Genomic DNA, 17,835 nt, shown 5'->3' with positions numbered 1-17,835 from the left:
GGCAGGCTCCCGTCGCGCCGGACTCGTCGCCGGCGGAGCCATTGCAGTACATTGCGGCGCCGGAGGATTGGACAAACGCGATCGCATGACAGGCCCAGGCATGCCCCCGCCACCGCGTGATCCCGGCAAGCCGCGCGGCGTGCTCCGGCAACGCCTGGATGCGGGCGCGTTCGCGCATCAGCGCCGGTTGCCGATCTCCGGGTTGAGCGCCTGGGTCGAGCACTTCTGGCAGGTGGATTGGCACCTGTCCGGATGCCCGCCACAGCAGCAGGAAACCCTGCCGCATCCCAGCGTGCACCTGGTGATTGAGCCTGGAGAGGCGGGCATACACGGCGTGCACACCGGACGTTATGTGCGCCAGCTGGCCGGGGACGGCTACGCCTTCGGCATCAAGTTCCGCCCCGGTGGATTCCAGCCCTTCCTGCGCGGCGAGGTATCGACACTCACCAATCGAAGCGTGTCGATCACGTCCGTGCTGGGCGGGACGAGTGCGACATGGGTGGAAGCGATCCGCGCCGCGCCGGACTTTCCCGCGCGCGTGCTGCTGGCCGAACGGTTCCTGGACGAGCGCCGCCCCGCGATGGATGCGAAGGTGATGCAGGCGGGAGCCTGCGTGGCGAGGATCGCCGCGGAGCCGGGGATCACTTCGGTAGACCAGCTCATCGGGGAGGGCGACACCGGCAAGCGCGCCCTGCAACGCCTGTTCAAGCACTACGTCGGCGTGGGACCGAAATGGGTCATCAACCGCTATCGGCTGCACGAGGCGGTCGCGCGCATCCAGGCCGGTGAGGTCATGGATTGGGCGCGCATGGCGCTGGAACTGGGTTATTTCGATCAGGCCCATTTCATCCGCGACTTCCGCGCCCTGGTGGGCATGACGCCAGGCGATTTCGCCCGCCGCGAAACGCCGGACTAGCCGGCCGCACCCGCCGACTGCCGGGCCGAGGCAATCGCCTGGATGCGCGCGCGCTTGAGTGCTTCGCCGATCTCCGGGCCGCTCAGGCCAGCCGCCGCGAACCCGCGCGCGTTCACCGCCATCGCCGCCGCATGCAGCCGCACCAGCGCCGGACCCTGCGGATAGGCGGCGGCTTCGCTGCCCAACCTGCCGCGTTTGTCGGCTTCGCATACCCGCGCCAGCCGGGGAATGCGTTCGGGACGGCGGAAGGCATCGCAGCGCGACAGCACCTCGTGGATGGTCGCGTCGCGGAGCTCGTCCAGGCGGTGCACGTTGAGATGTTCGCGACAGGCCATGACCGCCAGGTCGCGATGCTCCAATGGCACCTTCAGCCGTTCGCACAATGCCAGCACCGGCGCGACGCCACGCTGTTCGTGCATGACGTGGCGCGGCAGTTCCTCCGCCGGCGTGAGCGCCTTGCCCAGGTCGTGGCACAACGCGGCAAAACCGATCAGATCGTCACCCGGCGCCAGTCGCGCGGCCATGTCGCTGACCATCTGCTGATGCACGCCGGTGTCCACTTCGGGATGGAACTCCGCGCGCTGCGGCACGCCGTAGAGCGCATCCACCTCGGGCAGCACGCTGGCCAGCGCGCCGGCTTCGCGCAGGGTGGAGAGAAAGGCCGAGGGCTGCGCCGAGGCCAGCGCCCGGCGCAGTTCCTGCCACACCCGTTCCGGCACCAGCGTGTCCAGTTCGCCGCTGGCCGCCATCTCGCGCATCAGCGCCATGGTCTCCGGCGCGACGGTGAAACCCAGCGGCGCGAAGCGGGCCATGAAGCGTGCCGCGCGCAGCACCCGCAGCGGATCCTCGACGAAAGCCGGGCCGACATGGCGCAACACGCGTGCTTCCAGATCCTTCGCGCCGCCGTAAGGATCGACGAAGCGGCCGCCCTCATCCTCGGCGATGGCATTGATGGTGAAGTCGCGACGCTGCAGATCCTCCTCCAGCGTGACCGAGGGATCGGCATCGACTTCGAAACCGCGATATCCGCGTCCACGCTTGCGCTCGGTCCGCGCCAGCGCGTACTCCTCGGCGCTGTCCGGGTGCAGGAACACCGGGAAATCCTGGCCGACCTGCTTGTAGCCCAGGGCGAGCATCTGCGCGGGCGTGGCGCCGACCACGACATGGTCGCGATCGCCGGGTTCCATGCCCAGCAACCGGTCGCGCACCGCGCCGCCGACGAGATAGCTCTTCATCCGTGCATGATGCCGGATAGTGGCGAGGGGATCAGCTCTTGGGCATCCGCGCGTCCGGGCAGGTGAATTCCCGGCGCTTGCCGTCGAGCTTGCCGAGCATGCGGTCGCTGACCGGTAGGGCATTGCCGTTGAGGCGCCAGTCGTAGATCACGCTGAAGGCGAGGATGCGGGCGACGTACTCGCGGGTTTCCTTGTAGCTGATGGTTTCGATCCAGATGTCCGGATCGTAGCCGGGACGCTGCGACTGCCAGCGCGCGGTCGGGGTGGGGCCGGCGTTGTAGGCGGCGATGGCGATGTAGGGGACGCCGTACTTGTTTTCCATCTCGCGCAGATAGGCGGTGCCCAGCGCGATGTTGGTGTCCGAGTCATACAGGCTGGCGGCGCCGCCCCAGGGCAGGCCCAGGCGCTTGGCGGTGGCCGCGCCGGTGGCGGGTACCACCTGCATCAGGCCCATCGCGTTGGCGCCGGAGCGGGCGCGCGGATTGAACACGCTCTCGGCGCGGATTTCGGCCGCGACCCAGGCCGGATCCAGCGCGTGCCGGGCGGCCTCGCGGCGGATGGTCTCGCCGTGGTGCAGCGGGAAGCGCAACTGGTACAGGCGCTGTTCGTCCGGGCGCTTGCCCAGCGAGAACACCGCGCGATCGAACCAGCCGTTGTCCTGCGCCACTTCCACCGCGATGCGGCGCTGGTTGTCGTCGAACCGCGCCAGCGCGCTATTCCATTCGGCCACCGCCCAGCCCGAGCGATCCAGTTTCCACAGTTCCATTGCCCGCACGATCGCCGGATCCCGGGCGATGGCGTCCTTGGCCGCCTTGCCGTCGTTGGGAATCCACGGGCACAACGCGTAGGGCTGGTTGAGGCGATCGGCGGCGAGGAAGCCATGGAAGGTCGGCGCGCGCGCGGCTTCGCGCAGCAGCAACTGCGCGGTGGCGTTGTCACCGGTCTTTTCAGCCATGCGCGCCTCGAAGTAGCGCCAGCGCGAATCCTCCCGCTGGGAGGCCGGCATCTTGCGCAGCGCGACCAGCGCGGCGCGCCAGTCGCCGCGCGCCATCGCTTCGCGCACCCGCCACTCGTGCAGGCGTTGGTCGTAGGCCGATTCCGGTACCTCGTTCAATCGCCGCGCCGAATCCGCTTCGTAGGACGCCACCGTCCACAGGGCGATCTGGTAAAGCACGCGACCACGATCGGCTTCGGTCATGCCCAGCGCGCTGGCGTACTGCGGCAATTGCGCCTCGGCGGCGCCGGGATTGCGGCTGGCCAGCCTGGCCAGGCCGTAGCTGGCCATGCGCCGGCTGCGATCGGTCTTCGGCCAGTTCAGCGCGCGCGCGTGCACGGCGTCGATGAAGGCGGCGTAGTCGTTGGCCAGCGCGGCCTCGTCGGTGGGCAGGCCGCGCGCGGCGGTACGCATCACCGCGGTCTGGCTCTCGGCGGCGGCGGCATCGATGCGTTCCCAGCGCAATGCCGGCGACAGGCCACCCTTGTTGGCGAGAATGGCGAACACCGGATCGCAGCCGTCCGGCAGTGATTTGGCCGCGCCGCGCCACAAGGCCTGGGCATCCTTCGTCCACTGCGCGTCCGCGCGACCGGTGGCCTGGCGCGCATCCAGTTCCGCGCAGCGCAGGGTGGCGCCGTCGCTGGGCTTCCATGCGGTGAGGAAGGTCGGCCAGTCCTGGCGACGCGCCAGCGACGCCAGCCACAGGGAGCGGAAGTTGTCCGCCACGGCCTGGCCTTCGTAGCGCTTGAGGAAGGCCTGTGCCCGGGCAGTGGGGAGATTGTCGATGTCGCGGCGGAGCGCGGCCAGTTCCACCCAGCCGTAGATCGGATGCGATGCCAGCCCCGCGTATTGCGCGGCATTGAACTGGCCGCGTTCGGCGGCTTCCAGCGCGGCGCGCAGCTGCGGTCGTTGCGCATCCAGGTTCTGTGCGCGCGCACTGGTCAGGGGCAGGAGGACGAGTGCGGCAGCGAGTACGATGAGCGAGGTGGGACGGTTCATGGCCGGAATATACCCGAGCCGGATGAATGGTCCTGTGCGTGGCGCGCGTGAGGAGATTGCGTTTGGATCATTTCTGGATATTCCCGCTGCTGGGCGTGGTGGCGGGCGTACTCGCCGGCCTGCTCGGCATTGGCGGCGGCCTGGTGCTGGTGGCGGCGCTGGTGTGGGTGCTGCCCGGATTCGGCATCCCGGCGGAGGCGGCCATGCACGCGGCGTTGGCGAGTTCCCTGGCCAGCATCGTGCTGACCGCGACGTCGTCGGCGTACGCGCACCACCGGCGCGGCAGCGTGATGTGGCCGACGGTGGCCTGGATGGTGCCGGGCCTGTTGCTGGGCGGTTGGCTGGGCAGCGGGCTGGCGGTGTACCTGGACGACGACGTGTTGCGCTGGGTGGTGGCGATCTATTGCCTGATCGCGGGCGCGCAGATGGCATTCGGCGGCACCCGCAAGGGCGGGGCCGGCGACAGCGCCGCGCCGCCTCGCGGCTGGCCGATGACCGCGGCCGGCACCGGTATCGGTGCGATGTCGGCGGTGGTCGGCATCGGCGGCGGCAGCATGACCGTGCCGTTGCTGGTGTGGCGGGGCGTCACGCCGGTGCGCGCGGTCGGAACGTCGAGTGCCTGCGGCGTGGCCATCGCCATCGGCAGCGCGTTGGGCTATGCCTTGCACGCGCCGGCCGGCGCGCTGCCCGAGCATGCGGTCGGCTACGTGTACCTGCCCGCGGCGATCGGCGTGGCGGTGGCATCGGTGCTGGCCGCGCCCTGGGGGACACGACTGGCGCACGCCATCGGCGGCACCGCGCTGAAGCGGGTGTTCGCGATTTTCATGGTGGTGATGGGCATCAGCATCCTGCTCGCGGGCTGATCGCGGGCGGCGGGCGGATGCGGCCGCTCAACGCAGGGCTTCGGCGGGAACGTCGATGCTCATTGCCAGGGCCAGGTGATCCGAATTGGCGGCGGGAACCGCGCGCGCGTCCTCGGCCACCAGCGCCTCGCTGATCAGGATGTGATCGATGGCGCGCTGCGGGCGCCAGCTGGGGAAGGTCGGAATCCGGTGCTGCGGCGGGCGCAGCCGGGTATGCCGGTACAGCACGTCCATTTCCGGCGTGTCGGGCATGCAGTTGAAGTCGCCCATCAGCACCGCGTGCGGATGATCCGACAACAGTTCGGCGATGAACGACAGTTGCGCGCGGCGGGAATTCGCGCCGAGCGAGAGATGGGCCACCGCCACGGTCAGGCCTTCATCGCCATCGCCGAAACGCGCCACCAGTACGCCGCGGCCGCTGATGCGGCCGGGGAGCGCGTGATCGGAAACCTCGACCGGCTCCAGCCGGCTCAACAGGCCGTTGGCGCTGGACGCCACCCGCCCGACGTTGCGGTTGGGCTGGTGGGTCCAGTAGTCGAAACCGGCGCGCTCGGCCAGATAGTGGGTCTGGTTGGTGAAACCCGAGCGCAGGCTGCCGGGATCCGCTTCCTGCAGGCCGACGATGTCGTGCTCGCCAGCCAACTGCGCGATGACGTCGAGGCTGCCGCGCTTGTTGCCGGCCGGCAGCGCGTGCGACCAGCTGCGGGTCACGTAGTCGCTGTAGCGGCGGGTGCTGGAGCCAGCCTGGATGTTGGCGCTGAGCACCCGCAGCCGGCGCTTGCCGGGCATTGTCGTCATGGAGAGGCGGAACGGTCGGGATTGCGGCTTACTTGGCGGCGCGTTCCTGCGCGATCAAGTGATCGGTGATGCGCAGCATGTCCTCGAAGCTGCGACCCTTCACCTTGTATTTGCCGTTGACCACCAGGCTGGGCGTGCTGTTGACGCCGGACTGGATGGCGAACTGCTTGCCGCGGTTGACCTTGGCATTGATGCCGAAGCTGTTCATCAGGCCGAGGAATTCCTTGGCGTCCACGCCATAGCCGGCGTAGAACGCGGCGACCTTGGCCGGATCCGGCTTCTTGCCTTCGCCCGGCAGGCTGCGCTCGGCGTGGATCTTGGTGAACACCGCGTCATGGGTGCGCTCGACCAGGCCCTTGCTCTCGGCGGCGTAGTAGGCCTGCGCGTACGGCAGCCATTCTGGACCGAACGCGACCGGGACATAGGTCAGGCGCACGTCGGCCGGCAGCGTCCGGCGCCACGGCATGATCTGGGTCTGGAAGCTGGCGCAGGCGGGGCAGACGTAGCCGAACACTTCCACCACTTCGATCTTGCCGTTGAGCGGCGCATACGGCTGGCCATTGGGAATCAGGTCGTAGTCGACGCCGGCCACCGGTGCCGGACCGGCGGGCGCGGTCGGCACGGCGGCGTTCGCCGGAGCCGGGGTTTCGGTGGCCGCCGGCGCGGCGCCTTCCGCGGGCGCGGTGGGGGTTTCCGCAGGTGTGGCGTCGTCGGTGGCCGGTGCCGCCGGTGTTTCCGCAGCCGGCGCGGTGGCCGGGGCGGCGTCGGTGGCCGGCGGGGTCGCGCCGGGGGCGTTGGTCTGGCCGCAGGCCGCCAGCAGCGGCAGCAGGGCGAGCGTCATCAGGAGCGGACGAAGTTTCATGGCACTGACTCCAGCATGGAAAAAGTTCGTGGGCGGACGATGACGTCCGCGAAGGGACTGCACATTCTCTGCCGCGGGCGAAGTGGTGTCACCCATCGTCCGCGATGGATTTACTTGCGCGTACCGCGTTCGCGCGCGACCAGCCAATCGGTGATGCGCAGCACGTCGTCGTAGCTCTCGCCGCCGGTCACGCGGTACTTGCCGTTGACGATCAGGGTCGGGGTGCCGCGCACGCCGCTGGCGATGGCGAACGCGCGCGCCTTCTCCAGGCGGGCGTCCACTTCGGGGCCGCGCAGCAGGGTGTTGAAGCGCGTCCGGTCCACGCCGTAGCCGGCGTAGAACGCGACCAGTTCGTCCGCCGAGACGTTATGCAGGGGCAGCGCGCCGTCCTTGTGCAGGGCATCGAACACGGCGGCGTGGGTCTTGCCCAGCACGCCGCTCAGCTCGGCCGCGTAGTAGGCGCGGGCGTAGGGAATCCAGGAGGAGGACAGCGCCGCCGGCACCTGCACCACCTGTACGCCCGGACCCTGCTTGCGCTTCCAGGCCTGCAGGCTGGGTTCGAAATGGGCGCAGTGGACGCAGGCGTAGGAGAACACTTCCGCCACTTCGACCTTGCCCTTGACCGGCGCGAAGGGCTTGCCGTCCGGGATGACCTCGTAGTCCACGCCTTCCTTCGGCGCGGGCGCGTCGGCGGCCAGCGCCAGCATCGGCAGCAGCGAGAACAACGCCGTCAACATCAGGCGCAGGGTCGGGCGGGTCTTCATGTGTTTCCTCCGCGGGCGCTGGAAAAAGAAACGCCGGCCATGGTGGGGCCGGCGCAATGAACAGGAGCTGTGAATCAGGACCGCGGCGAAGCGGCGAAGTTCACGACTTCTTGGCAGTCGTGGTCTTCGCGGCGGCTTCGTCGTCGGCACGGTCGTGCAGGCCCTGCAGGTAGCTGCCCAGCGCCTGGATTTCCTGCTCGGTCAGCGAGTGCACGACCTGTGCCATGGTGTTGAAGTGGGTCGGATCCTTCTCGGTGGTCGTGCCGGCCTGGTATTCCTGCAGGCGACGCACCACGTAGGCCTGCTGCTGGCCGCCCACGTGGGGATAGGCCGGACCCGGGTTGCCGGCGCCGGTGGGGCCGTGGCACGCCATGCACGCCGGGACGCCGCGGCTGGCATCGCCGGAGCGATACAGCTTCTGGCCGATTTCGTAGAACTTCATGTCCTTGTAGGTGCCCTCGGCGACGACCGAATCGTCAGCCAGGCCGGCACCGGCCTTCTGGGTGGCGAAGTAGGCGCCGACGTCGCGCATGTCCTGCGCGCTCAGGGTCTGGGCGAACGGCACCATCACCGCGGCCAGGCCGCCGGTGCGCTGGCCATCGGCGAACAGCGCCAGCTGGCGGGAAATGTAGCGCTCGCTCTGGCCGGCGATGCGCGGGTACTGCGGATCGGTCGGGTTGCCGTCGGCGCCATGGCAGGCGGCGCAGGCGGCGGCCTTGGTCTGGCCGGCCTTGGCGTCACCCCAGGTGGTCTTGGTCAGGTCGATATCCAGCGAGGCGGTCTGCACCGGGGCATTGTCCGGTACCGGTACGACGGTGGTCTGTGCATAGGCAACCGCCCCAACGGCCGCAATGGCCAGTCCAGCAAGTCCCCAAACGCGAGCGTGGCGCATGCTAAAGCTCCGAAAAACCTCAAGAAGCGGTGCCCCATGGCAGCCGCGAAACCCCGGAATTATCCCTGCGGGGGGGCTCCGCGGTCAATTCGGCCCTGTCAGCGGGGCGAAGCTGGCCGCGATCGGCCCCCGCCCATGCCATCCTAGTGGCATGTCGAACCTGCTCAATTCCGCCCGATACCTGCTCTCGGCGCACAATTTCCGCCAGCTTCCGGCCGATGTCGGCCGCGAAGTGGCCTTTGCCGGGCGCTCCAACGCCGGCAAGTCCAGCGCGCTGAACGCGCTGACCCGCCACAACGCGCTGGCCCGGGTGTCCAAGACGCCCGGCCGGACCCAGCAACTGGTGTTTTTCGAGGTCCGGCCGGATCGCCACCTGGTCGATCTGCCCGGTTACGGTTACGCCAAGGTGCCGCAGGAGCTGCAGGCGCACTGGCAGGCCTTCATCCAGGACTACTTCCAGCGCCGCGAGGCGCTCAAGGGGCTGGTGGTGGTGATGGACATCCGCCACCCCCTCAAGGACTACGACCGGCAGATGCTGGGCTACGCGGTCCAGCGCGGGCTGCCGGCGCACGCGCTGCTGACCAAGGCCGACAAGCTCGGCCGTGGCCAGCAGTCGCAGACCCTGCAGGCGGTGAAGAAGGAATTGTTCTCCGCCTTCGGCGACAGCGTGGGCGTGCAGGTGTTCTCGTCCGAGTCCAAGCAGGGCGTGGACGAGGCGCGCCAGGTGGTGACGGACTGGCTGGAGCTCGCCTGAGCAACCGCCAGCGCGCTTACTGCTCGCCCGGCAGCGGCGAGAATTCGGCGGGCACCCAGGCGAAGGCGTCGTCGTCGCGGCGGACATGGCCCAGGCCGGGAAACGGCAGATGCGCGCCGGCCAGCCACCAGCCGCCATCGGCCACCTGCGCCATGAGCGCGCGGCGGCTGGCGATCGCCTGGCCGCGATCCAGATCGGCCTCGAACGAGGCATCCGGGCGGGCGAACTGCACCGCGTGGTAGTGGACGATGTCGCCCCAGACCAGCAATGCCTGGCCGGCACCGGCGTCGAAGAGGAACGAGGTATGGCCGGGCGTGTGGCCGGGTGAAGCCAGGCCGCGCACGCCTTCGGGCAGGCGCTCGCCGTCGGTGAACAGCCGCAGCCGCCCCGCCGCCCGGTAGGGCGCCACCGCATCGCGCGCCATCTTGAACAGCGGGCGGAACATGGCCCGCGTGTCGGCACGGGTTTCGGTGGCCGGATCCAGCCAGTAGTCGGCGTCCGCGCGCGCCAGCCACACCGTCGCCTTCGGGAACGCCTCGCGGCCCTGCGCATCGAGCAGGCCGCACAGGTGATCCGGATGCGCGTGGGTGATCAGCACCTGGTCGACCTGTTCGGGCGTGTAGCCGGCGCTGCGCAGGTTCTCCAGCACGTGGCCCAGGCCCGGACCGAAGCAGCGCGCGGTGCCGGCATCCACCAGGGTCAGCACGTCGCCGCGCTGCACCAGGTAGGCGTTGACCGCGGTCTGCAGGCCCTGCGCGGTTTCCGGAACGTGGCGCGAGGCCAGCAGCGCTTGTTTGCCGGCCTCGTCGATGCCGGACAGCTCGGCGCGCGCCAACGGCACGAGGCCGTCGAACAACGCGGTGACGCGAAGGTCGCCAATCGCCTGGTGATGGACGCCCGCGACTTGGCGGGTGGGGGCGGTCTGCGCGACGGCGGGCAGGGCCACGGGCGCCAGCGCCATCAGCGCGGCCAGGGAGAAGGAACGAAGAGGCGCGAAAGACATGAGGGTTCGGGAAGGACGCGGCACCGCCGCGGAGCCGTCATCGTAGACAGGCGCGATCGAGCGCAACGCTCAATCCACGGCGTCAAACGCTCACGTTCGCGCGGGGCTCAGGCGTTGCCGATGCGGGCCGGATCCAGGCCGTAGCGCGCGCTGAAGCGGCGGCTGAAGCTGGCGACGGAGCGATAGCCGACCCGCGCGGCCACCGTCTTCACCGGCCAGTGGGTGGTGTAGAGCAGATCCATCGCGCAGGCCAGCCGGGCCGCCGCGATTACCTCGCGCAGGCCGGTGCCTTCGGCGGCCAGGCGCCGGCGCAGGGTGGCGCCGCTCACGCCCAGCGCGGTTTCGACGAGCCGGGACTGCCAGTCGCGCGCGGGATCGGCGCGGATCAGATCGCGGATCCGCATCGCCAGGCTGGGCGGCGGCGGCACCAGCAGGGTGGTATGGCCGCGACGGCACAGCGCCACCGTCAGCGCGGCCAGCGCCAGCCGCGCCTCGATGTACTGGCCGGCCTGCAGCGCGGCCAGCCAGCGTTGCAGATCGAATGCGAATTCGGCGCTGTCCAGGCGCGCGAGATCGTCGCCCTGGCCGGTGACCGGTTCGGTCCACAGCAGGCGGGCGGCGGCGAGCACTTCCTCGCACAGCGGGATGGTGACGGTCAGATAGAGGCCGCCGTCGGGATCGGGAATGTTGACCACGTCCATGCGGCAGCGGCGCGCGATCAGGAACAGATCGCCCGGCATGAATTCGAGTGCCTGCGCATGCGTGCGCGCCTGCTTGCGCCCGCGCAGGACGATCGCGATGCAGGGATGATCGATGTCGACCGCATGCGCACCGTGCTCATGGCGCGCGGTGATGCAGGCATAGCCTTCGGCACGGGTGCAGTCGATCAGCGAACCCAGGCGGGCGAGCAGCAGCGAACGGGGATCCTGCGGTGCGTTCATCCGGAATGCGGGTGATTCAGACCGAGACGTTGAACAGCCTGCCCACCAGCGCCGCCGCGGCCATCGCCGCCGCGCCCCAGAAGCCGACGCGCCACGCGCCGCGCAGCACCGGCGCGCCGCCGATCCGCGCGGCGAGGCCACCCGAGATCAGCAGGCCGACGAGGGTGACCGCGGTGGTCACGGCGACCACCCGGTTCACCGGGGCCAGCACCGAAGCGGCGATCGGCAATGCCGCGCCGACGGTGAACGCGGCCGCCGAGGCGAGCGCCGCCTGCAGCGGGCGCGCGCGCAGTTCCTCGGTGAGGCCGAGTTCGTCGCGCGCGTGCGCGGCCAGCGCATCGTGGGCGGTGAGCTGTTCGGCAACCTGGCGCGCGAGCGCGGGTTCGAGTCCGCGTTGCACGTAGATCTGGGTGAGCTCGGCAAGTTCCAGGTCGGGGGCGGCGCGCAGTTCGCGCTTCTCGATCGCCAGATCCGCCGCCTCGGTGTCTGCCTGTGATTGAACTGACACATATTCGCCGGCGGCCATCGACATCGCGCCGGCGACCACGCCGGCCACGCCGGTCAGCAGGATGGTCTCGGAAGTCGCGCCGCTGGCGGCCACGCCGACCACGATGCCGGCCACCGAGACGATGCCGTCATTGGCGCCCAGCACCGCCGCGCGCAACCAGCCGACCCGGTTGGTGCGGTGCAGTTCGGGATGGCGACTGGTCGGAGGTGGGCGATGGCGCGGCATGCCGGGCAGGGTAGCGTCCGCACCACGCGGGGTCGAGCCCGGGGCGGCCAGCACAGGCGCGGAACACTGCGATGTGGGCGGTGGCGATGATGCGGGGACGGGCGGCACGCTATATTGCCGCCCTTGTGGCGCCTGCGCCGCAGCCCCACATCGTCGTTCCCCAGCCGTGCGAGCCCGCCTTTGTCCAGCCCCAGCCACGTCGCCGATACGCTCGTCACCGATCGCACGCAGCTCGTGCAGTACGTCGCCAGCGGCGAGAAGGCGCGCGCCGACTGGCGCATCGGCACCGAGCACGAGAAGTTCGGTTTCCGCCTGGACGATCTGCGTCCGCCGGAGTTCGATGGCGATCGCGGCATCGAGGCGCTGCTGAAGGGACTGGTCCGTTTCGGCTGGGAAGCGGTCGAGGAGAAGGACCGGGTGATCGCGCTGACCCGCGATGGCGCTTCGGTGACGCTGGAACCGGCGGGACAACTGGAGCTTTCCGGCGCGGCGCTGGAAACCATCCACCAGACCTGCGTCGAAGTCGGCACCCACCTGAAGGAAGTCAAGGAAGTCGCCGACGAACTGCGATTGGGTTTCCTCGGCATGGGTTTCCAGCCCAAATGGCGGCGCGACGAGATGCCGTGGATGCCCAAGGGCCGCTACAAGATCATGAAGGCGTACATGCCGAAGGTCGGCTCGCTCGGCCTGGACATGATGACCCGCACCTGCACCGTCCAGGTCAACCTGGACTACGCCAGCGAAGCGGACATGGTGAAGAAGTTCCGCGTGTCGCTGGCGCTGCAGCCGATCGCCACCGCGCTGTTCGCCGATTCACCGTTCACCGAAGGCAAGCCGAACGGTTACCAGAGCTACCGCTCGCATATCTGGACCGATACCGATCCGGATCGCACCGGCATGCTCGACTTCGTGTTCGAGGATGGCTTCGGCTACGAGCGCTACGTCGATTACCTGCTCGACGTGCCGATGTACTTCAGCTACCGCGACGGCATCTACCATGACGCCAGCGGACAGAGTTTCCGCGACTTCCTCAGGGGCGAGCTGCCGGTGCTGCCGGGGGAACTGCCGACGTTGCGCGACTGGTCGGATCACATGACCACCGCGTTTCCCGAAGTGCGCCTGAAGAAGTTCCTGGAAATGCGTGGCGCCGATGGCGGCCCGTGGAATCGGCTGTGCGCGCTGCCGGCGTTCTGGGTCGGCCTGCTGTACGACGACGCGGCGCTGGACGCGGCCTGGGACCTGGTCAAGGACTTCAGCCTCGAAGAGCGCCACGCCCTGCGCGACGGCGTGCCGAAGCACGCGCTGAAGCTGCCGTTCCGCGGCGGCACGGTGCGCGACGTCGCCGCCGAGGCGCTGAAGATCGCCGTGGCCGGCCTGCGCCGCCGCGCGCGCCTGAACAGCAAGGGCGTGGACGAAAGCGGCTTCCTCGACGCGCTGATCGAGATCGTCGAGTCCAACGAGACCCCGGCCGAGCGCAAGCTCAAGCTGTTCCAGACCGAATGGAACGGCAGCGTGGATCCGGTGTTCCGCGAGTTCGCCTACTGAAGCCCGTTTTCCGGATTGCCGATTGATTCAGTGATCGGCGACCCGTTCGAAGACGATGTTCTCCGCGACCGGGCCCGACAGCAGGAAACCGGTCACCCGCCCGGCGTCGTCGCGCCGGAACGCGATCTTCTGCAGGAACCACGCCGAGCTGCGGAACAGATCGCGCTGGTAGGGGCGCAGCGTGGCGGTTGGCCAGCGTGGGTGATGGAGGCGCAGTTGGCCGTCCTCGCCCGTCAGCACATAGTCCGTGTCCAGTTCATCGCTGTGGTAGCGGCCGATGAATTCGTCGGCACGCGCGCTGGCGGGATCGAACGCCGCCAGCTTCACCCGCAGGGCGTCGATGCGGCCGTACTGGCCGATGACGAAGTGCAGCCGATCCGGCGGGTTCCGCGCGTCCTCCGGAAATTCCAGCACCTGGTTGAACGCATCGCTGAGCAGGAAACGGCGTGCCGACAGCGTCGGCAACGCGGTGGGCTTGGCATCATCCAGGGTCGACAGCAGCAGCTGGCGGCCGTCCGTGCCGACACGGAAGAAGTAGCCCGGGAACAACTCGTAGTCGCCCGCGTAGCTTGCCAGCTGCCGGGGGCTCGGCCGGCTGCTGTCCGGCGCCGGTGCGCGGTAGCCGGGACGATGCGACAGGTAGTGCTCGGCGATGCCGTAGGCGATTTCGGAAGTGTCGACGTTGTTGGCGTTGGCCACCACCGCCACGCTGAAGCGCTCGCCGGGCACGCGCAGCAGGAACGCGCGGTAGCCCGCGTCGCGGCCGCCATGGCTCCAGGTGTCCAGTCCGCGCCAGGCGTGGCGCTCCTGGCCGAGCGCGTAGAAGTTGACCGTGCCGTCGGCCAGCCGGCCCTGTTCCTGCATGCGCGCGAACAGCGCGGCGTTGCCGACGGTATGGGTCTCGAAGTTCAGCGCCCAGCGGCTGAGATCGGCGGCGGTGGTGAGCAGGCCGGTCGAGCCGGTGGTGGTGCTGCTCAGCACGGCGCGGACGTACCCCTTCCCGGAGGACTGCCAGGAGGGGACCCGGTGCGGCACGAAGGTGCCAATCTCATCGTCGAAGCGGGTGTCGCGCATGCCGAGCGGCTGGAAGATGCGCTCGTCGCAGAACACCCGCAGCGACTTGCCGGATACCCGCCGCACGATCTCGCCCAGCAGCGCGTAGTCGGTGTTGTTGTACTGGTAGGCGGTCCCCGGCGCGAAGTTGCCGCCGCGCTGGCGCAGCACCACCCGCAGGACCTGCTCGTCGGTGAGCAGGTCCTCGTCGCGCCAGCCGGCGGCGGGCATCAGGGTGCCGAAATCGCGCACGCCGGCCGTGTGGTCCAGCAACTGCCGCAGGGTCATCGGCGGCCAGCGGGTGGCTTCCGGCAGGTAACGCGAGAGCGGGTCGTCGATGGACAGCTTGCCGTCCTGTTCCAGCAGCAGGATCGCGAAGGCGGTGAACTGCTTGGACACCGAGGCGATGTGGAAGACCGACTCCGCGGTGATGGGCGTGCCCTGCTCCAGGTCGGCGGCGCCGGCCTGCGCCTGTTGCACCACCTGTCCATCCAGGGTGATCGAGACCGCCGCGCCGGGCAGGCCGGGGCGATCCCAGCGCGCCAGCAGCGCCTGCACGGCGGCGGCCGGCGAGGCCGGTTCCGGGAGTGTGGACTGCGCCTGCGCGCGGTGCGGCACCAGTGCCAGCAAGGCCAGCAGGGACAGGAAGAAAAGACGGCGCATCGCGTGCTCCTTGGGCGAGGGAGCGGCAGGATGCGCCGCCCCGGCACCGGCCATCGACCGATTTCGCGAAGTCGGACGCGGATTCGTTCCTATCCGTCCGCCCGGGACAGGGGAGCGCGGCTTGCCCGTGCGTCCTCGTCTTCCTGTCGGCGGTAGGCGCTGGGCGTGGTGCCCTGGTGGCGATGGAAGGCGGTGTTGAAGGAGGACTTGGTGTTGAAACCGGAGCGGTGGGCGATTTCCAGCACGGTCAGATCGGCCAGGGCCGGATCCCGCAGCAGCGCCGCCGCCTTCCGCACCCGGTAGCGATTCACGAAGTCGAAGAAGTGCATGCCCAACGCCTGGTTGATGAGCTGCGAAAGCTCGCGCTGGCCCCAGCCCAGCCGCCGGGACAGGCCGCGGATGGTCAGGGACGGATCGAGGAAGGGTTCGTGTTCGCTCATGAACGCGGCGAGCCGGGCGAGCGCGGCCGGGTCGTGGGCCAGCGACGCTTCCTCGGGGACCGGGCCCGGCGCCTGGGCCGCGACGACCGGCGGGATGGCGGGGGGTGTCGCGTCTTCCGGCGACGGCGTGTCGGCCTCGGTGACGACGCCCAGGAACAGGTGCTGGCGGGTCAGCGCGGTCAGGGTCAGGGCCGTGGTGATGAGCGCGGCGATCGCCGCCACCAGCGGGTCCAGTGTCCGGTAGAGCGTGACCTGCCCACTCCACCAGGCCAGCGATTTCAGCAGCACGAAGGTGCTGGCGAACAGCGAGACCGACAACAGGGTGACCAGCCAAGCGAAGGTGGCGCTGTCGGGATTGGAGCAATGGTCGCGATAGGCGCGCCGATAGGCCAGCAGCACGCGCGCCATCAGCGCCATGTAGGCGTAGTACTGCAGGTGGAGCAGCGCGCTCTCCACACGCCGGAAAGCCACGAGGGCGGCGTCACCCGCGAATGCCGGCAAGCCGGCATGCATGGCCGATGCCGCCAGCACGGTGATCACGCCCGCCAGCAGATGCCCACGGGGTCGTCGCGCGGGGAAACACAGGGCGACCACGTAAGCGTGCAGAAATGGCATCTGCAGGAAGGCCAGCGGTGTCCGCCAGGGCAGCAGGGCCGGCAGCGGGTCGGGCAGCAGCGGGGACGCCCAGCCGATCACGTCCACCGCGGTCAGCAGCAGGAAACCGGCCAGATAGCGGTTGGCCCGCGCCAGCGGCCCCGGAGTGAGCCACAGGAACGCCGCCATCAGCGCGCACAGGCAGGTGGTCAACAGGCCGAGTGCGGGAAGGAACGGCGACTCCATCGTGGCGTGGGAACGGTGCTGAAACGGATGCGCATAGACAAGCACGGCAGACCCCGCGGATGGAAGCGGCGACCGTCATGGGCGCGTCAACCGCCGCGTCATCCGGCACCGCAGGGAACCCGCTTCATTCGCGCCAGCGCAGCGCCTCGGCGGCCGACTCGACGGCGCGGTACGCGGCCGAGCCGGCGCCGTGCGCCAGGAACGCGCGCAGCAGCCGGGTGGCATGCCCCCGCCGGTTCATCGCCTCGAACACATGGGTGTCGTCGGCGATGAACAGGTATCCCCGCGGGTAGAGGGCGGACAGCGCGATCGACGCGCGGTAGTCGGCGGTGTGATCGTGCCGGCCCGCGAGCACCAATACCTCGGCATCGAGACGATGCAGGGGTGCGGGATCGAACGCGACGGGCGCGATGAGGCCCTGTTCCGCCAGCCGCCGCAGGGGGCGCACCTGGTCGCGGAAGGTTTCCTCCCCCGGGTGGATGCCGTCGTTCCCCGGTCGCGCGCGCGTGATGAACGGCGCCTCGAACTCGTACAGGCGGACCAGGATCGCCACGCCTTCCGGCGCGGCCATCATGCGCGCGACCTCGTCCACCTGGTAGGCCTTGCCGGCCGCTTCGATGACGGCGGTGTCACCGGCGGCCATCGCGCGGATCAGCCGGGCGCGTTCCTCGTCGCGCCGTGCCAGCGGCACGAAGAAATTCTGCCGTTGCAGGATCCGCAGCCATCGCGCGCGTTCGCCGGGCGCCCGCGCCAGGGCCTGCCGGAGCAGCTCCTGCGATGCCGGATCGTAGGCGCCGATCTCTTCCCAGAAATGATCCGAGCGCAGGCCCAGCCGGGCGGCGATGTACGGGTTGAGCGGCGCCTGGGTCCAGGCGCGTTCCACATGTTCGCCGTGGAGCGCCAGATACTGATGGATCAGGAATGCGCCGCCGGAGCGTCCATACAGCAGCACCTTGCCATGTTCGCCGAGCAGCTGCCGCCGCACGGCCTCGATGTCCTCCACCCATTGCGCGCTGTTGAAGACATGCCAGGCGGCGCGCCAGTCCGTGCGCCCGTCGGCATCTTGGCTGGCGCGGAGGAACGCGGGGGTCGTGGCCCGTCCTGGGATCCCCACGACGTTGAAGCCGTCGCCGAACAGCGACGCCTGCAAGGCCGGCATCGCGTCGGCGCGCACGTAGAACTGCTGGGCGTCGGCGATGACGAAGACGGTCGGCTTGGCGGCGTCGAACGCCGCGCCCAGTTCATAGCGCAGGGACGCGGAAGGTCCCGCGGGCGCCCGGTGATCCAGCGGCACCGTCACTTCGCCGCCCATCGGAACGACGTGCGCATCCTGCGCGCCGGATGCGCCGGACGGCGCCGATAGCAGGCAGGCGACGATCGCGATGCGGGACAGCATGCGATGGAGGGCAACGGGAACGGCGGTGCGGGATGGCATGGGCGGGCCTTTCATCGTCGCGGTCCACGGCGGCGCTTCCTGACGATCAAGGATGCGGTGACGGGAGAAATCGTCGCGCGGAGGGTGGGCTCGACCGGGGCAAAA

General features: G+C 69.6%; 16 protein-coding genes. 4 read left to right on the top strand and 12 right to left on the bottom strand.

Annotated elements, in window-relative coordinates; translation table 11 throughout:
* Positions 1-100: 100 nt before the first annotated feature.
* The gene (locus AC3DE2_RS08260; RefSeq protein WP_488425802.1) at positions 101-916 is read left to right on the top strand and encodes a DUF6597 domain-containing transcriptional factor; all 816 of its coding nucleotides are present in this window, start codon (positions 101-103) and stop codon (positions 914-916) included.
* Here the strand turns inward: AC3DE2_RS08260 and AC3DE2_RS08255 are convergent.
* Together AC3DE2_RS08255 and AC3DE2_RS08250 are read right to left on the bottom strand one after the other, a co-directional pair.
* Positions 913-2,151, bottom strand: a complete 1,239-nt coding sequence (locus AC3DE2_RS08255) for a multifunctional CCA addition/repair protein (protein ID WP_488425800.1) — start codon at positions 2,149-2,151, stop codon at positions 913-915. The two genes, AC3DE2_RS08260 and AC3DE2_RS08255, sit on opposite strands and share 4 nt — an antisense overlap.
* A 31-nt stretch (positions 2,152-2,182) precedes the next feature.
* Entirely contained in the window at positions 2,183-4,144 is a 1,962-nt protein-coding gene (locus tag AC3DE2_RS08250; protein ID WP_488425799.1) for a transglycosylase SLT domain-containing protein, read from the bottom strand.
* Positions 4,145-4,206: 62 nt separating this feature from the next.
* Between AC3DE2_RS08250 and AC3DE2_RS08245 the strand changes: the two genes are divergently transcribed.
* On the top strand, positions 4,207-5,007 hold the full coding sequence (locus tag AC3DE2_RS08245; protein ID WP_295379000.1) for a sulfite exporter TauE/SafE family protein: 801 nt from the start codon (positions 4,207-4,209) through the stop codon (positions 5,005-5,007).
* A gap of 27 nt (positions 5,008-5,034) precedes the next feature.
* On the opposite strand, the gene AC3DE2_RS08240 is transcribed toward AC3DE2_RS08245, so the two are convergent.
* From AC3DE2_RS08240 to AC3DE2_RS08225, 4 genes are all read right to left on the bottom strand, one after another.
* Positions 5,035-5,805 (bottom strand): endonuclease/exonuclease/phosphatase family protein, encoded by a 771-nt coding sequence (locus tag AC3DE2_RS08240; RefSeq protein ID WP_488425797.1) that lies wholly within the window; start codon positions 5,803-5,805, stop codon positions 5,035-5,037.
* Positions 5,806-5,833: 28 nt separating this feature from the next.
* Positions 5,834-6,667 carry a thiol:disulfide interchange protein DsbA/DsbL gene (locus tag AC3DE2_RS08235; RefSeq protein ID WP_488425795.1) on the bottom strand — a complete coding sequence of 278 codons (834 nt, stop codon included), beginning with the start codon at positions 6,665-6,667 and terminating at the stop codon, positions 5,834-5,836.
* A 110-nt stretch (positions 6,668-6,777) separates the two neighbouring features.
* On the bottom strand, positions 6,778-7,431 hold the full coding sequence (locus tag AC3DE2_RS08230; RefSeq protein ID WP_488425794.1) for a thiol:disulfide interchange protein DsbA/DsbL: 654 nt from the start codon (positions 7,429-7,431) through the stop codon (positions 6,778-6,780).
* 100 nt (positions 7,432-7,531) lie between these two features.
* The gene (locus tag AC3DE2_RS08225; protein WP_295379007.1) at positions 7,532-8,323 is read right to left on the bottom strand and encodes a c-type cytochrome; all 792 of its coding nucleotides are present in this window, start codon (positions 8,321-8,323) and stop codon (positions 7,532-7,534) included.
* 151 nt (positions 8,324-8,474) lie between these two features.
* Between AC3DE2_RS08225 and yihA the strand changes: the two genes are divergently transcribed.
* A complete protein-coding gene (gene yihA / locus AC3DE2_RS08220) occupies positions 8,475-9,077 on the top strand; it encodes a ribosome biogenesis GTP-binding protein YihA/YsxC (RefSeq protein ID WP_295379010.1) in 603 nt (200 codons plus the stop codon).
* Between the two features lie 16 nt (positions 9,078-9,093).
* On the opposite strand, the gene AC3DE2_RS08215 is transcribed toward yihA, so the two are convergent.
* The 3 genes from AC3DE2_RS08215 to AC3DE2_RS08205 form a co-directional block, all read right to left on the bottom strand.
* Positions 9,094-10,080, bottom strand: a complete 987-nt coding sequence (locus AC3DE2_RS08215; RefSeq protein ID WP_488425793.1) for an MBL fold metallo-hydrolase — start codon at positions 10,078-10,080, stop codon at positions 9,094-9,096.
* 107 nt (positions 10,081-10,187) lie between these two features.
* The gene (locus AC3DE2_RS08210) at positions 10,188-11,021 is read right to left on the bottom strand and encodes a helix-turn-helix transcriptional regulator (RefSeq protein ID WP_488425792.1); all 834 of its coding nucleotides are present in this window, start codon (positions 11,019-11,021) and stop codon (positions 10,188-10,190) included.
* A gap of 16 nt (positions 11,022-11,037) precedes the next feature.
* Positions 11,038-11,754 carry a VIT1/CCC1 transporter family protein gene (locus tag AC3DE2_RS08205; RefSeq protein WP_295379016.1) on the bottom strand — a complete coding sequence of 239 codons (717 nt, stop codon included), beginning with the start codon at positions 11,752-11,754 and terminating at the stop codon, positions 11,038-11,040.
* A gap of 180 nt (positions 11,755-11,934) precedes the next feature.
* On the opposite strand from AC3DE2_RS08205, the gene AC3DE2_RS08200 reads away from it, so the two are divergent.
* Entirely contained in the window at positions 11,935-13,299 is a 1,365-nt protein-coding gene (locus tag AC3DE2_RS08200; protein ID WP_488425791.1) for a glutamate--cysteine ligase, read from the top strand.
* 27 nt (positions 13,300-13,326) lie between these two features.
* Here AC3DE2_RS08200 and AC3DE2_RS08195 read toward each other — a convergent pair whose 3' ends face one another.
* The 3 genes from AC3DE2_RS08195 to AC3DE2_RS08185 form a co-directional block, all read right to left on the bottom strand.
* Entirely contained in the window at positions 13,327-15,015 is a 1,689-nt protein-coding gene (locus AC3DE2_RS08195; protein WP_488425790.1) for a serine hydrolase domain-containing protein, read from the bottom strand.
* Between the two features lie 89 nt (positions 15,016-15,104).
* The gene (locus AC3DE2_RS08190) at positions 15,105-16,295 is read right to left on the bottom strand and encodes a helix-turn-helix domain-containing protein (protein WP_488425789.1); all 1,191 of its coding nucleotides are present in this window, start codon (positions 16,293-16,295) and stop codon (positions 15,105-15,107) included.
* 124 nt (positions 16,296-16,419) lie between these two features.
* On the bottom strand, positions 16,420-17,730 hold the full coding sequence (locus AC3DE2_RS08185) for an alpha/beta fold hydrolase (protein ID WP_488425788.1): 1,311 nt from the start codon (positions 17,728-17,730) through the stop codon (positions 16,420-16,422).
* Between the last annotated feature and the right edge of the window lie 105 nt (positions 17,731-17,835).

This window comes from Pseudoxanthomonas sp. 68-E7, from assembly GCF_057773145.1.
The sequence above is the reverse complement of the archived record's forward strand: the minus strand, read 5'-3'. Positions and strand labels throughout refer to the sequence as shown.

Coding starts and splice junctions, on each gene's coding strand:
- yihA (WP_295379010.1), top strand. CDS start 8,475: ATGTCGAACCTGCTCAATTCCGCCCGATACCTGCTCTCGGCGCACAAT.
- AC3DE2_RS08235 (WP_488425795.1), bottom strand. CDS start 6,667: ATGAAACTTCGTCCGCTCCTGATGACGCTCGCCCTGCTGCCGCTGCTG.
- AC3DE2_RS08230 (WP_488425794.1), bottom strand. CDS start 7,431: ATGAAGACCCGCCCGACCCTGCGCCTGATGTTGACGGCGTTGTTCTCG.
- AC3DE2_RS08215 (WP_488425793.1), bottom strand. CDS start 10,080: ATGTCTTTCGCGCCTCTTCGTTCCTTCTCCCTGGCCGCGCTGATGGCG.
- AC3DE2_RS08205 (WP_295379016.1), bottom strand. CDS start 11,754: ATGCCGCGCCATCGCCCACCTCCGACCAGTCGCCATCCCGAACTGCAC.
- AC3DE2_RS08195 (WP_488425790.1), bottom strand. CDS start 15,015: ATGCGCCGTCTTTTCTTCCTGTCCCTGCTGGCCTTGCTGGCACTGGTG.
- AC3DE2_RS08185 (WP_488425788.1), bottom strand. CDS start 17,730: ATGCCATCCCGCACCGCCGTTCCCGTTGCCCTCCATCGCATGCTGTCC.
- AC3DE2_RS08240 (WP_488425797.1), bottom strand. CDS start 5,805: ATGACGACAATGCCCGGCAAGCGCCGGCTGCGGGTGCTCAGCGCCAAC.
- AC3DE2_RS08255 (WP_488425800.1), bottom strand. CDS start 2,151: ATGAAGAGCTATCTCGTCGGCGGCGCGGTGCGCGACCGGTTGCTGGGC.
- AC3DE2_RS08260 (WP_488425802.1), top strand. CDS start 101: ATGCCCCCGCCACCGCGTGATCCCGGCAAGCCGCGCGGCGTGCTCCGG.
- AC3DE2_RS08225 (WP_295379007.1), bottom strand. CDS start 8,323: ATGCGCCACGCTCGCGTTTGGGGACTTGCTGGACTGGCCATTGCGGCC.
- AC3DE2_RS08210 (WP_488425792.1), bottom strand. CDS start 11,021: ATGAACGCACCGCAGGATCCCCGTTCGCTGCTGCTCGCCCGCCTGGGT.
- AC3DE2_RS08250 (WP_488425799.1), bottom strand. CDS start 4,144: ATGAACCGTCCCACCTCGCTCATCGTACTCGCTGCCGCACTCGTCCTC.
- AC3DE2_RS08190 (WP_488425789.1), bottom strand. CDS start 16,295: ATGGAGTCGCCGTTCCTTCCCGCACTCGGCCTGTTGACCACCTGCCTG.